14 protein-coding genes are annotated in these 13,294 nt (G+C 70.7%); 7 read left to right on the forward strand and 7 right to left on the reverse strand.

Features of this window, described 5'->3' with window-relative positions; genetic code table 11:
• Positions 1–17 precede the first annotated feature (17 nt).
• Positions 18–800, reverse strand: a complete 783-nt coding sequence (locus AB0I51_RS31285) for a hypothetical protein (RefSeq protein WP_362980897.1) — start codon at positions 798–800, stop codon at positions 18–20.
• A 227-nt stretch (positions 801–1,027) separates the two neighbouring features.
• Here AB0I51_RS31285 and AB0I51_RS31290 point away from each other — a divergent pair, with 227 nt between their 5' ends.
• The 3 genes from AB0I51_RS31290 to AB0I51_RS31300 all read left to right on the forward strand — a co-directional run bounded on the left by AB0I51_RS31290 (position 1,028) and on the right by AB0I51_RS31300 (position 4,134).
• Entirely contained in the window at positions 1,028–1,723 is a 696-nt protein-coding gene (locus AB0I51_RS31290) for a type 1 glutamine amidotransferase domain-containing protein (protein WP_362980899.1), read from the forward strand.
• Positions 1,724–1,853: 130 nt separating this feature from the next.
• Positions 1,854–3,131 carry a threonine--tRNA ligase gene (gene thrS / locus AB0I51_RS31295; RefSeq protein WP_362980901.1) on the forward strand — a complete coding sequence of 426 codons (1,278 nt, stop codon included), beginning with the start codon at positions 1,854–1,856 and terminating at the stop codon, positions 3,129–3,131.
• A gap of 43 nt (positions 3,132–3,174) precedes the next feature.
• A complete protein-coding gene (locus AB0I51_RS31300) occupies positions 3,175–4,134 on the forward strand; it encodes a nucleoside hydrolase (protein WP_362980903.1) in 960 nt (319 codons plus the stop codon).
• A 40-nt stretch (positions 4,135–4,174) separates the two neighbouring features.
• Here the strand turns inward: AB0I51_RS31300 and AB0I51_RS31305 are convergent, their stop codons facing one another.
• Positions 4,175–5,128: an LAETG motif-containing sortase-dependent surface protein gene (locus AB0I51_RS31305; protein ID WP_362980905.1), complete on the reverse strand. Its 954-nt coding sequence runs from the start codon at positions 5,126–5,128 to the stop codon at positions 4,175–4,177.
• 160 nt (positions 5,129–5,288) lie between these two features.
• Between AB0I51_RS31305 and AB0I51_RS31310 the strand changes: the two genes are divergently transcribed.
• Positions 5,289–6,950: a glycoside hydrolase family 13 protein gene (locus AB0I51_RS31310; protein WP_362980907.1), complete on the forward strand. Its 1,662-nt coding sequence runs from the start codon at positions 5,289–5,291 to the stop codon at positions 6,948–6,950.
• Positions 6,951–6,955: 5 nt separating this feature from the next.
• Here AB0I51_RS31310 and AB0I51_RS31315 read toward each other — a convergent pair whose 3' ends face one another.
• Positions 6,956–7,690, reverse strand: a complete 735-nt coding sequence (locus AB0I51_RS31315) for a DUF4142 domain-containing protein (protein WP_362981129.1) — start codon at positions 7,688–7,690, stop codon at positions 6,956–6,958.
• A gap of 198 nt (positions 7,691–7,888) precedes the next feature.
• A complete protein-coding gene (locus AB0I51_RS31320) occupies positions 7,889–8,362 on the reverse strand; it encodes a carboxymuconolactone decarboxylase family protein (protein WP_362980909.1) in 474 nt (157 codons plus the stop codon).
• Positions 8,363–8,629: 267 nt separating this feature from the next.
• Between AB0I51_RS31320 and AB0I51_RS31325 the strand changes: the two genes are divergently transcribed.
• Together AB0I51_RS31325 and AB0I51_RS31330 are read left to right on the forward strand one after the other, a co-directional pair.
• Complete coding sequence (locus AB0I51_RS31325; RefSeq protein WP_362980911.1) at positions 8,630–9,178, forward strand: DUF1062 domain-containing protein; 549 nt, start codon at positions 8,630–8,632, stop codon at positions 9,176–9,178.
• A gap of 126 nt (positions 9,179–9,304) precedes the next feature.
• Complete coding sequence (locus tag AB0I51_RS31330; RefSeq protein ID WP_362980913.1) at positions 9,305–10,000, forward strand: DUF6445 family protein; 696 nt, start codon at positions 9,305–9,307, stop codon at positions 9,998–10,000.
• A 40-nt stretch (positions 10,001–10,040) separates the two neighbouring features.
• Here AB0I51_RS31330 and AB0I51_RS31335 read toward each other — a convergent pair whose 3' ends face one another.
• Positions 10,041–10,529, reverse strand: a complete 489-nt coding sequence (locus AB0I51_RS31335) for a hypothetical protein (RefSeq protein WP_362980915.1) — start codon at positions 10,527–10,529, stop codon at positions 10,041–10,043.
• 198 nt (positions 10,530–10,727) lie between these two features.
• Here AB0I51_RS31335 and AB0I51_RS31340 point away from each other — a divergent pair, with 198 nt between their 5' ends.
• Entirely contained in the window at positions 10,728–11,243 is a 516-nt protein-coding gene (locus tag AB0I51_RS31340) for a hypothetical protein (protein ID WP_362980917.1), read from the forward strand.
• 31 nt (positions 11,244–11,274) lie between these two features.
• On the opposite strand, the gene AB0I51_RS31345 is transcribed toward AB0I51_RS31340, so the two are convergent.
• Positions 11,275–11,649, reverse strand: a complete 375-nt coding sequence (locus AB0I51_RS31345) for a DUF6479 family protein (RefSeq protein WP_362980919.1) — start codon at positions 11,647–11,649, stop codon at positions 11,275–11,277.
• A 10-nt stretch (positions 11,650–11,659) separates the two neighbouring features.
• Entirely contained in the window at positions 11,660–13,222 is a 1,563-nt protein-coding gene (locus tag AB0I51_RS31350) for an FAD-dependent monooxygenase (RefSeq protein WP_362980921.1), read from the reverse strand.
• Positions 13,223–13,294: the final 72 nt, after the last annotated feature.

A 13,294-nucleotide genomic window follows, 5' to 3' on the forward strand; every position in this document is an offset into this window, starting at 1 on the left:
GTGACCGCTGCGGGTCGTTAGACCTGCACCCGCCCCTGCCGCTGCACATCGGTCAACCGCTGCGCCCCGATCTCCAGTGCCCGGCTCATCGCGTCCGGGGGTACGTTCGCCAGCCCGCCGTTCGTGAGGGTGATCGTGTCGTCGCCGATGCGGACGGCGGCGGTGTCGAGGGTGAGGGTGGACTGGTCGCCCTCCGGGGTGGTGCCGGTGAGGGTGAGGTGGAGGCCCTCGCGGGCGTCGCCGACGTTCGGGAGGGTCGCCTCAGTGACCGTCACGGTCTGGACGCCCGAGCGTGTTGTCGTCGCCGTGAACTGGGCGCATTTCTGTGGGAGCGTCTTCAGCCAGGCCAGGGTGCGGTCCACGTCGGCGGACTTGAACGCGGCCACCTGGTAGTGGAGTTGGGCCTCGTCGTCGGTGTCGTCGAGGCCGATCACAGCCTGAGCGGTGGCGGGAGTGCCGAGGAGTTCGTCGGCGTAGAGCGCGTCCAGGAGGCGCTGGCAGTCGGGGTCGGCGGTCTTCGCCTTGAGGAGGCTGTCGCGCCAGGTCGCCGTGCCCTGGGTCGGGGTCCAGGGGGCGCCCAGGTCCGTGTCCGTGATCAGTGCGGTCTGCGCCTGTGCCTGGGTGAGGACGGGGGCTGCCGCCGGGGACGCGTGCGCGGCGGGGGTTCGTACGGCCGAGGGGGAGGGCGCGCTCGTCACCTTGTGCAGGGCGGCCTCGTTCGCGCAGCCCGCGGCCGTCAGCAGGGTGCCCGCCGACAGTGCCGAGGCGAGGAGGAGGACACGGGCCGGGGAACGGGTCATCGAGGGTCCCTCCTGGGGCGGACGCGTGACGCGGATGTCGGAGCGTGCTCCCACGGCACCATCGCCCGCGCCCGCCCACCAGCGCGCCGGGCCGTCCGGGTGACTGCCGGGCTCACCGTGGGCCATCGGGAAACCAATACCGGCCATTCGATTCCTCATTGGCCGCCCTTCCTCACCCCGCCTACTGTCGAAGTCACCTCGCCGACCCGATCTCCTGGAGACCCCCCATGTCGAAGATCCTCTTCGTGCTGACCGGCGCCGACCACCTCACCCTGGCCGACGGCACCCTGCACCCCACCGGCTACTGGGCCGAGGAGGCCGTCACCCCGTTCGAGGCCTTCAAGGCGGCCGGTCACGAGGTCGTCGTCGCGACGCCCGGCGGTGTCGTACCGCCCGTGGACCGGGGCAGCCTCGCCCCCGACTACAACGGCGGCCAGGAGAACGCCGACCGCGTCGCCGCCGTACTCGCGTCGAGCGCCGAGTTCCAGCACCCGGTCAAGCTGACCGAGGTCGACCTCGCCGACTACGCCGCCGTCTACTACCCCGGCGGCCACGGCCCGATGGAGGACCTCGCCGTCGACGCCGACTCCGGCCGGCTCCTCACTCTGGCCCTCGCCTCCGGCAAGCCGCTCGGCGTGGTCTGCCACGGCCCGGCCGCGCTCCTCCCGGCCACCAAGGAGGACGGCACCAACGCCTTCGCCGGGCGTCGGCTCACCGGTTTCACCAACGCCGAGGAGACCCAGGGCGGCCTCGCCGACAAGGTGAAGTGGCTGCTCCAGGACCGGCTGGTGGAGCTCGGCGCGGACTTCCGGCAGGGCGAGCCGTGGGCCCCGTACGTCGTGGTCGACGGCAACCTCGTCACCGGCCAGAACCCGGCGTCCTCCGCACCGGTCGCGGACGAGCTGCTCAAGAAGCTCGCCTGATCAATTCCGTCGCGGCGGCGGTCGTCCGACTGCTACGGTCCGTCGCATGAAGCGCGCCTGTTCCTCCACGACGACGCCGGAGAGTGTCCCGGCGCGCTGACTGCTGACCCAAGTCGAAGCCCCGGGGCGAGTGCCCCGGGGCTTCGTCGCGTGGTGCTCGCCTCTCGGCCCTTTCTTCCGCGAGGAGTTCACCATGTACGACCACCGACGTCTCGGCCGCGAACTCGGCCTCTTCGACACCGACCCCCTGATGGGCGCGGGACTCCCGTACTGGCTGCCGGACGGCGCCGTCGTCCGGCATCAACTGGAGGAGTACGTAAGGGAGTTGGAGTGTGCGGCCGGATACCGGCACGTGTACTCGCCCGTCCTCGGCAAGCGTGAGCTGTACGAGATCTCCGGGCACTGGTCGCACTACAGCGACGATATGTTCCCGCCGATGCGACTGGGCGCGGAGGAGGTCGTACTGCGTCCCAGCCTCTGTCCGCATCACGCCCTCATCTACCGTTCCCGGTCCCACAGCTATCGCGAACTTCCCCTCCGCATCGCTGAGTTGGGCGGCATGTACCGCTCCGAACTCTCCGGCGTCCTCGGCGGCCTGACCCGCGTCCGCGCCATCCAGCTCAACGACGCCCACATCTTCTGCACCCTCGACCAGGCCGTCGAGGAGGCCCGCGCCGCCCTCGCCCTCATCGCCCGCGCCTACGCCGACCTCGGCATCCGCGCCTCCCGCCACCGGCTGTCGCTGCCGGGAGAGGGCGGCAAGTACGTTGCCGATCCGGCCCTTTGGGGCCGGGCCACCGAACTGCTGAGAGAAGTCCTGGACGGATCGGGCATCGCCTACGAGTCCGCCGAGGGCGAGGCCGCCTTCTACGGCCCGAAGATCGACGTCCAGATCGAGGACGCGGCCGGCCGCGAGGCCACCCTCTCCACCGTCCAGATCGACTTCCACCAGCCCGAACGCTTCGACCTGCACTACATCGGCGCCGACGGCGCGAAACACCGGCCGGTCATGGTGCACCGCAGTGTCATCGGGAGTGTGGAGCGGGCGGTGGCGCACCTGGTGGAGGAGCACGGCGGGTCGTTCCCGGCGTGGCTGGCGCCGGTGCAGCTGGCCGTCCTCCCGGTCTCGGAGGCGCAGGAGCGGCAGGCCTACGACCTCGCCGAGCAGGCCCGCGCCCGCGGACTGCGTGCCGAGGTCGCCGTCGAGGGCAGCCTCGGCGCCCGGATCCGGGCGGCGCGGCTGGTCCCGTACCAGGCGGTGATCGGTGAACGGGAGGCCGACGCGGGCCTGGTCGCCGTACGACTGAGGGACGGCCGCCGGGTCGACCCGCAGCCCGCCGCCGGACTGCTGGACCGCGTCACCGCCCGGGTCGGGGCGCGCGGCGCCGAACTGTGGGCGGATGCGTAAGGTCGCTGTCGAGCCAGTGATCCGTACCCGAGAGGACCCTGCCGTGACCGGTCAGCCCATCCCCGTGATCATCGACTGCGACACGGGGGTCGACGACGCCCTGGCGCTGCTGTTCGCCGTCCGGCACCCGGGTCTGGACCTGCGGGCGGTCACCTGCGTGGCCGGGAACACGGACGTGGACCAGGTCGTACGGAACACCCTGATCGTCCTGGACCACGCCGGGGCCGGTGACATCCCGGTCGCGCGCGGTGCCGCCCGGCCGCTGATCGAACCGGCCCGGTCGGCCGCGCACGTCCACGGGCAGGACGGCATGGGCGACATGGGGCTGCCCACGTCGGCGCGCACGCCCGTCGACGTGGACGCGGTGACGCTGCTGCGCCGCGAGATCCTGGCCTCGCCGAGCCCGGTGACCCTGATCCCCACCGCACCGCTGACGAACATCGCGCTGCTGCTGCGGACGTTCCCCGAGGTGACCCGCAACATCGAGCGGATCGTGTTCATGGGCGGCGCGGTGGCGGTCGGGAACGCCACGCCCGTCGCGGAGTTCAACGTGTGGCACGACCCGGAGGCGGCGGCGATCCTCCTCACGGCAGGGGTGCCGATCACGATGTACGGGCTGGACGTCTTCGAACGCGTCCAGGTCCCGGCCGCCGACGTCCAGCGCCTGCGGCAGAGCACGGAACCCCGCCTGAAACTGGCCGGCGACCTCCTCGCCCACCGCGACCCGGCCGCCTCCGGCGACCCCACCCCCACCGGCGGCCTCGGCGACGCGGGCGCGGTCTGCGCGGTCGCCGACCCGGCCGGCCTCACCACCCGCCTCCTGCCGGTCGAGGTCTCCCTCGCGCCGGGCCCCGGGCGGGGACAGACCGTCGTCGACCGGCGCCCGCGCCACGGCGAGTCCGAGATCCACGACGGGGCACGCGAACAGGCCCTGGTGGACGTGGGGTTGGACGTGGATGTGGAGCGGTACGTGAAGCTCTGGCTGGAGACGGTGGAGGGCTAGACCGGGGTGAGTCCCCGGCCCAGCCCGCCACCTTCGAACGCTACGAGTGCGAGGCCTGCCGGCGTCGCGTCGCCACCACGATCGCCGCGCCGCCCGCCAGGAGCGCCGCCGCGCCGCCGACGATCACGCCCGTGTTGCTGCCGCCACCGGTCTCGGCCAGGTCGCCGCCGCCACCGTTGGGCGAGGGCGCCGCCGGGGCGCTGCTCGAACCGGAGGCGACCGGGGTCGGGTTGGACGGCGAGGCCGCCGGAATCGACTCCGAGGCGCTCGGGGTCGGGGTCGGGGACTCGGAGGCGGGCGGGGTGGACTCCGGGGCCGACGGAGGGACCGAGGCGGGGGCCGACGGGGACGGCGGCTGGGACTCGGTGGTCGTGCAGTCCTTCGTGCCGCCGTTCCAGGCCGCGATCAGCTTGTCCTTGATGACCGTGTGGTCGGGGCCCTTGGGCAGGTCGCCGTGGACGAAGCCGTCGCCGGCGGCGGGGTTGCCGTCGAACTTGACCGCGCCGCGGTAGAGGTCGATCTGCGCGAAGCAGCCCTCGTCCGGCACCGCGATGTCGAGCGAGTCGGTCTGGCCCTTCTTCACGGTGACCGTGTCGAAGTCGACGAAGACCTGCTGGCCGGAGGTGGCGAAGGTCGGGCCGTGCGCGATGTACGAGGCGAGCGAGGCGGTGCAGGTGGAGGCGTCACCGGCGGTGCGGACCTTGATGTGGACCTTGCCGTCGTCCGTGGGCTTCAGGTTCTGGTCGTCGACCTTGACGGAGGGGAAGAAGCTGGTGCCGTCCAGCGAGAACTGGCAGCCCTCGGTCTCGGTGACCGTGCCGGCGCCCGAGCCCGGGCGGTAGTGGCCGCCGGACTCCCAGCCGTCACCGCCGCCGCCGTGTCCGCCGGTGGCCCAGGCGCCGGACGCGGCACCCACGGAGGCGGCGGCGAGGGCGAGGGAGGCGGCGCCTGTCCCCAACAGGCGGCGCACGGTGACACGACTGGCTATGGACATACTGATCCCATCTGGCGTGTACAGGGTGTGGAGGGTGTGGAGCAACGCGAGAAACACTGGGCCCACTGGTCATATGCGCCACAGCGTCTGCACATCGTGGGTCCACCGGAAGATGACTGTCAACTTGCCTTGGTGTAGAGGGAATTCATAAGGAGACCACGTGTCCGACCTGTCCTCCCGTGACCCGAACTGGTGGCGTCAGGCCGTTGTGTACCAGGTCTATCCGCGCAGTTTCGCCGACGCCGACGGCGACGGACTCGGGGACCTCAGGGGCATCACCGAGCGGCTCACCCACCTCGCCGCCCTGGGCGTCGACGCCCTCTGGCTGAGCCCCTTCTACCCCTCCGAACTCGCCGACGGCGGATACGACGTCGCCGACCACCGCGATGTCGATCCGCGCCTGGGCACCCTCGACGACTTCGACGCGATGGTCGCCGAGGCGCACCGGCTGGGCCTGAAGGTCATGGTCGACATCGTGCCCAACCACACCTCGCACCTGCACAGTTGGTTCCAGGAGGCGCTGGCCGCAGGGCCCGGTTCCCCGGCCCGCGACCGCTATGTCTTCCGCGACGGACGCGGCCCGGACGGCCAACTCCCGCCCACCGACTGGCCGTCCGTCTTCGGCGGCAGCGCGTGGCGCCGACTGCCCGACGGACAGTGGTACTTGCACCTCTTCACACCCGAACAGCCCGACCTGAACTGGGACAACGAGGAGGTGCGGGCCGACTTCCGCAGCACGCTCCGCTTCTGGTCCGACCGAGGAGTGGACGGCTTCCGCGTCGACGTGGCCCACGCGCTGGTGAAGGACCTCAGCGAGCCGTTGCGGGACGTCGGCCCGGTGTCGGCGTCCGCCGAGAACGTCCTCGGCTCCCTCCCGCCCGGCAGCCACCCCTACTACGACCGCGACGAGGTCCACGAGATCTACCGCGACTGGCGGCGTACGGTCTTCGACACCTGCACCCCGCCCCGCATGGCGATCGCCGAGGCCTGGGTCCCGGCCGCCCGCCGCGCCCTCTACGCCCGCCCCGAGGAACTCGGCCAGGCCTTCAACTTCGAGTACCTGGAGGCCGGTTGGGACGCGGACGAACTGCGCGAGGTGATCACCGGCTCGCTCGCCACGGCCCACGCGGCAGGCGCCTCGGCCACCTGGGTGCTCTCCAACCACGACGTCGTACGCCACGCCTCGCGCCTGATGCTCCCCCCGGGCACCGACCCGAACACCTGGCTCCTGTCCGACGGACGCACCCCGCCCGTCGACCCGGCGGCCGGCCTGCGCAGGGCCCGCGCCGCGACACTGCTGATGCTGGCGCTGCCCGGTTCGTCGTACGTCTACCAGGGCGAGGAAATCGGACTGCCCGAGGTCGCCGACCTGCCCGTCGAGGTCCTCCAGGACCCGATCTGGGAGCAACGGGGCCACACCCACAAGGGCCGCGACGGCTGCCGGGTACCCCTGCCGTGGACCACGACCGGTCCTTCGTACGGCTTCGGGCCCGGCCCCGCGTGGCTGCCGCAGCCGGCGAGCTTCGCGTCGTACGCCGTCGAGGCACAGGACGGGAACGAGGGCTCGACCCTGGAGTTCTACCGCACGGCCCTGCGGCTGCGCCGCAAGCTGCTCGAAGGGGAGTCACTGACCTGGGCCGCGGACAGCCCGCCCGGAGTGCTGCACTTCACGCGCACCGAGGGCTGGCGATGTGTCACCAACCTGTCGGCGGAGCCGGTCGCCCTGCCGCCGGGAGAGGTGCTGCTGAGCAGCGAACCGGCAGCGGGCGAGGGGCAGTTGGGGCTGCTGGCTCCGGACACGACCGTGTGGCTGGGCCTGTAGCGGGTTCAGCCGACGGTCGGGGTCGAGGTCCCGGCGTTGCCGGAGGGCGACTCGCCCGGCAGGGCCGGCGGCTGGGTGGTGCTGTTCACCGGCGGGGTGAGGACGACCTCCGGCTGGCCCGCGGCCGGGGGCGGCGGCGTCAGGTCCGTGGCCGGCAGCTTCGGCGGGGTCGTCTCCTGGAAGAGGACCTGGCTGAAGTTGACCAGGCCGGTCTCCTCCATGACCGTGATGTGGTCCAGGACCGTCGCGTTGGCCTGGTTGGCGAGGATCCGCACGAGGGTGTTCTCCGTCGTGGAGCGGATCTTCGCGATGGTGTTGAAGATCGAACCGTGCGTCACGCGCAGGATGTTGGCGAAGTCCGTGTCGAACTGCTTGCCGCTGTCGCCGTTCAGGGTGTTGATGAATCCCTGCTGCTGCGGGCTGGGCTGGTTCGGGATCGTGATGTTGAGCATGGGCGCGATCTTGCGGACGGTGGAGTCCAGTGCCGCGTGCCCGTCGATCAGGTGCTTGCTCGCGGTGATGACCGCCGGGCTCGCCCCCTTCTTCAGGCCTATCTGGCCGACGGGGTACTCCCACAGCCCTGCCGCGCGCACCTTGACCACGAAGTCGCGGTCGGCCTCGGTCAGCGGCCCCCACTGCGTGTTGGCGATGACACGTGTGGGCGCGCTGGAGACCGTGTTGACGCCCAGCATTGCCGGATAGGCGAGGGCGACGAGCGTCAGGCTGAGGGCACCGCCCACAACCATCGTTCCCGTCGCGTTCCGCGAAAAGCGCACCGTACCTCCTGTGTCGTGGACCGCCCGTCGGCGGTACGGACAGTGGTGAGTACGGATCCGAGAAGCGTTCGAAGTCTTTGGTTTTGGTAAAGCCCGAGTGGGGCGCGTCACAAGTGGCGGGTGATGCCTCCGGTTCGGCGCCCGGGTTCCGGGTGGGTCGGGCTAGTTGAACTGACCGGGCTGGTAGTCGCCGGCCGGCACCGTGAGCATGACGTTCATGCGGTTGAAGCTGTTGATGAGGGCGATCAGCGAGACGAGGGCCATGAGCTGCTCGTCGTCGTAGTGCTTCGCGGCGTTCCCCCACACCTCGTCGCTCACCCCGCCGGCCGCGTCCGCGATCCGGGTGCCCTGCTCCGCGAGTTCCAGGGCGGCGCGCTCCGCGTCGGTGAACACGGTGGCCTCGCGCCACACCGCGACGAGGTTCAGCCGCGCCGCCGTCTCGCCGGCCGCCGCCGCGTCCTTGGTGTGCATGTCGGTGCAGAACCCGCACCCGTTGATCTGACTCGCCCGGATCTTCACCAGTTCCTGCGTGGCGGCGGGCAGCGGCGAGTCGGCGACGACCTTGCCCGCCGCGATGAAGTGCTTCAGGGCCTTGCCGGCGATGGGGCTGGTGAAGGCGTTGAGTCGGGCACCCATGGTGGGCTCCTCTGCGTTTCGTTGCCGTTGCTTGTACAGGGCTGACGAAACGGACCACGCGAATGTGACACGCACAGGGAGCGGTGCGCGAAAAGCAGTGGAGCGGCGACGCTGTCCGCCCCTACCGTGCTGCCCGACCAAGTCGTCTGGGCAAGGACGTGCCGTTGTACACCGTGTGAGACCCCCGAGTGCTGAATCGTCGCGCGTCGCGCTGTTGCGCCGCGCTCCTTTTTGCTGCGGTCTTCTCACTGGAACCGGTGTACTTCTGTGCTCGAAAACTGGGTGGTCATGCCCACCTGCCTGCCACTCGTCCGCCGCCGCTGTCATGCGTGCGGGGCCGGACACTTCCAAGCAAGCGGCAAGTTCCGCGTCAACGCCCACCACAAACTGCTCGACGTCTGGCTCCTGGTGCTGTGCACGGGGTGCGGGGACACCGCGAAACTGACGGTCGTGGAACGGGCGAACGTACGCTCCATACGACCGGAACTGTTGGCCGGCCTGCACGCCAACGACCGCGCTCTGACAGCGGAGTTGCTCCAGGACCCCGCCCTGCAGCGCCGTAACCGCATCTCCCTCGACTGGTCCGGCGCGTGGCGTCTCGACACCGGCGGATCGGGCCACCTGGACCGCGAGGTGATCGACATCGTGGTCCGCTTCGCGGCCCGGATCCCGGTCCGTCCGGTCCGGCTGATCGCGAAGGGCTGCGGCCTGCCACGGGCCGAGGTCGAAAGCCTGATCACGGAGGGGAGGCTGGTCTCGACGGCCCGCCTGAACACCAGACTCTCCGACAACTTCACGTTCACGCTGAAGCGCTGACGCTCCCGCGCCCGCGGGGCCTGCCCGACAGGTCCTACGGGCGCGGGACGGGGGCCGCCCTCGTTGACGGAATGTTGACCGGTGCATGGCGCAGCGTTGGCGAACCCCAGCTATACGTTCGGCCCCATGCCACCACTCCCCCCACACCCCCAGCGGGCCCGGCAGGCGCCCCTCCCCGTGCTGCCCTATCGCAAGCCCACCAAGGGGCGTGACTACTGGGTGCTGAACGACGTACTTCCGGATGTCGACGCCGTACGGGAACGGTGTCTCGCGAAGGACGACTGGGTGAAGGGGTATCCGTACACCTCGGAGACCTGGCCGGGGCTGCGCACCATGCCGGGGCTTGAGCCGGCCGAGTTGGGGCGGATCGAGCGGCTGGTCAAACAGGCCACCGGGGCCAAGGAGTTGTGGGTGCAGCAGGCGCCCGGCGGCGGGACGCTCAACCACAACTGCGTCCAGGTCGTGGGGAAGGGCGAGAGCGAGCCCAGGCCCCACACCGACTCGCGGTCGCTGTGCCGGTACGCCGCCGTGCTGTATCTGAACCCGTCTGTGCCGAAGGACTGCGGGACCAGTTTCTACCGGCAGCACCTGCCTGGTGGTCGGCTCGGCGGCAATGTCGTGCAGGCTCCGCACAACAACCTTGTCGAGGCGCTGGGGACGCGGTTCGTGGCGCCGGACGCGTTTGAGGAAGATGTGCGGGTGCCGCACAAGTACAACAGTCTGCTGCTCTACCACGCCAACCTCGTGCACAGCGCCACCGGTTACTACGGCAGCACGCTGGAGGAGAAGCGGATGACCGCCGTCTTCTTCTGGATGGCCTGACCCGGCCGACCCCCACCTGCACGACATCCTCTTCCGGCAGTCAGTAGCGCAGCGCCGTTCCGGTCTCCGCCTTCACGTCGCCCGACAGCTTGCGGTTGCTGCGGGCGGTCGCCGTGCCGGACTTCCCGGCCGGGACGTCGGAGACGGTGACGACCACGGTGTCGAGCAGATTCCCGCCGGTGTCCTTGAACTCGACCTGTACGGCGAAGGACTTGGCCGAGCCCGCCGTGTTGTCGGCCGTGACCTCGACGGTGCTGCGCCCGGCAGAGTCGGTCGTCGGCGTGCCCAGGTGCACGGCGTCCTTGGCGTCGACGCCGTTCTTCACCTCGTCGAGCCGGTGACCGGCCTCGGCGGTCGCCGACGCGATCGCAGCCGTGGCCTGCGCGCCGACGGACGCGACGGCGGACGCCGCCCTGCTCGCGACCGAGGAAGGGCTGCTGTTGTCGGAACAGCCGGTCAGGCCGGTGAGGGCAGTGAGAGCGGCGGCCACGACCGCCGTCAGTGCCGTGCCACCCCTGTGCCACGCCATGTCGCCTCCATGAGTCGCCGCTTCCCCGGGCTGTCCCTCAAGTGAAGGTCCGTTGCCGTACGCCCGCATGTCGGTCTCACCCGGACGGCGTAACCCCCCTGGTGGAGGGCGCGCCTCGGCCGGATGGTCGAAGCATCACGCAGCACAGAGAGACCGGACCACCACGGACCGCACACCACAGAGAGGTGGGGCACCGCCATGACGCAGCAGCCGCACTCCACACAGCAGCCGCACTCGACGTCCACCGGCGGCGAGGAGAAACCCCCGGTCTGGAACGACACCGGGCAGGCCCCCGGCGCCCGCGGCTACGACCGGCCCCCGTCCGGCAGTGGTCTCGCGGCCGGCGGTGCCGTCTTCGCCGGTGTCCTGATGCTGATGAACGGCGTCATCGCCATCCTCCAGGGCATCTCCGCACTCGCCAAGGACGACGTCTACACCCGCGTCGGCAGTTATGTGTACAGCATCAACCTCACCGGCTGGGGCGTGATCCTCCTCTGCCTGGGCGCCGTGGGCGCCGTCACGGGCTGGGGCATCCTCAGGGGTATGAGCTGGGCCCGCGTCTGCGGCATCGTCCTCGCGAGCCTCGGCGCGATCCTCCAGTTCATGTTCCTGCCGTACGCCCCGATCTGGTCGGTCATCATGATCGCGGTCGATGTCTTCGTCATCTGGGCACTGGCGGTCTACGACCCGAAGACCTCCGGGGCGCGCCAGTAACGACGAACTGCCGGACCGGCGAGCGGGCGGGTCAGACGTGTCCGATCCCGCCCCCGCCGAAGGAACCGCTCCTTCCCGGCAGCCAGCGCAGTCGGTTCTGGTCCTTTCCCGTCCTGCTTCCGGAGTGATGGAGCTGGTACGGCATCAGCCGTTCCTTCTCCTCCGAGGCGACGGGCATCTCGTCGGGTTCCCGCATCTCGCGCATCTCATGGACGGCGCCGGTGGCGGGAAGATGGGGCTGCTCCTCGGGGAGCGGCCGCGGAAGTTCCTGGTCCCGGACCTTCATACCGAAATGTATGGCCCAGACCAGCGCGCCCGCGATCAGCAGGCCACCCAGAAAGGCTGCGGCCACGTCGAGTGTGTTGTGCGACGACGCGGCCAGCAGTTCGTACGCTGCCGTGCTCATACTCCGAGTATCACCCTTTGGGAGTGAATGTGACCATCCGCGCGAGATAAGCGGTGACCTCGGCCGGGTCCCGGCTGAACAGCGCCACGTGGTTGTCGGGGCGCACCAGCACCAGGGCCGGATCCGTCACGCCGTACGCCCGTCGGGCATGCCCCTCGTGGTCGTGCAGGTCGGCCACGGCCGCCGAGGAACCGCCGCCCGCGTCCACCGTGAACGCCTGTAGCAGCCCCTCGTGCTCGACCGCCAACTTGCCCACGGCGTCCGCGACTTCGGCACCGAAGCCGAGCAGCGTGAACCGCGGGTCGGCGTACACCTGGAAGAGCCGGACCGGGTCGCCCGAGGCGTCGAGGCAGGGCGCGTCGGGCGCGCGGTCGCCGGAGCGCGGGACGGCGGGATCGCTGAAGGAGCCCACGGAACCGTCGGCCGGACCCGCGAGGGAACTCCACGGGTAGCCGGTGCCCATGGGTGGCGGGGCGGCGGCCTCGACACCCGTGCCGGGTTCCTTGACCGCTTCGAGCGCGCGGGCATACAGGTCAGTGGAGACCCCCAGTGTCCAGGCGGCCACCGGAAGCCGCTCCTCCTCGTAGGTGTCCAGGAGTCCGGGGCCGGCCTGCCCGGTGGCCGCGAGGGCCAGCTTCCAGCCCAGGTTGTAGGCATCCTGGATACCGGTGTTCATACCGAGTCCGCCCGCGATCGGATGGACATGGGCCGCGTCCCCGGCGAGCAGGACCCGGCCGACCCGCATCCGGTCGACCATGCGGACATTGACCCGCCAGACGGAGAGCCAGGTCGGGTTCGTCAGCGCGACGCCGGGCACGCGCGCGTACCGGTCGAAGATCCTCTGGAAGCTCTCCAGTGAGGGCGGCAACGGCTCGCCGTCCGCGTCGAGTTCGGGACTCGCCTGGAACTGGAAGGAGTCCGTGCCGGGCATGGGGCACAGCGCCACCCCGCCGCCGTCCGACGTGAACCACTGGTGCCACACGTCCCGGCCGATCCCCTCGGCCTCCACGTCCCCGACGACCATCGACTGCGTCTCCTCGGTCGTCCCGTCGAAACGCACCCCCATCGCCCTGCGCACCCGGCTGCGCCCGCCGTCACAGCCGACGAGGTAGCCGGCCCTGACCCGCTCCCCGCCGGCGAGGACGGCCGTGACGCCGTCCGTGTCCTGCTCGAACCCGGTGACTTCCGTGCCGAGTTGGACGCCGACGCCGAACTCCGCGAGCCGCTCGCGCAGGATCTCCTCCACCTGCCACTGCGCTATGAGCACCCCCCGCTCGTACGGCGCGTCGGGCGTGGGGAGGGCGTCCGCGAACGGGACGGTGTCGTTCACATGCGCGCCGTCGAAGTACTTGCGGAAGGGGAGCCGGGTGATTCCGGTGGCGAGCGCGCGCCCGGTGCCGCCGACGTCCTCCAGGACCTCCAGCGTGCGCGGCTGCAGGCCCTTGCCCCGGGACTCCCGGTGCGGGGCGGGCGCCGCGTCCACGATCCGCACCCCCACGCCGCGCCGGGCCAGCTCGATGGCGAGCGTGAGGCCGGTCGGTCCGGCGCCCACGACCAGTACGTCGTCGGTCATCGCGATCCCTCTCGTCGTCGTTGCGTCAAGGGAACACCGAACACCGAGAAAATGCAACCAGGTCTCATAAGA

It is taken from the genome of Streptomyces sp. NPDC050549, from assembly GCF_040655035.1.
Taxonomy (GTDB): domain Bacteria; phylum Actinomycetota; class Actinomycetes; order Streptomycetales; family Streptomycetaceae; genus Streptomyces.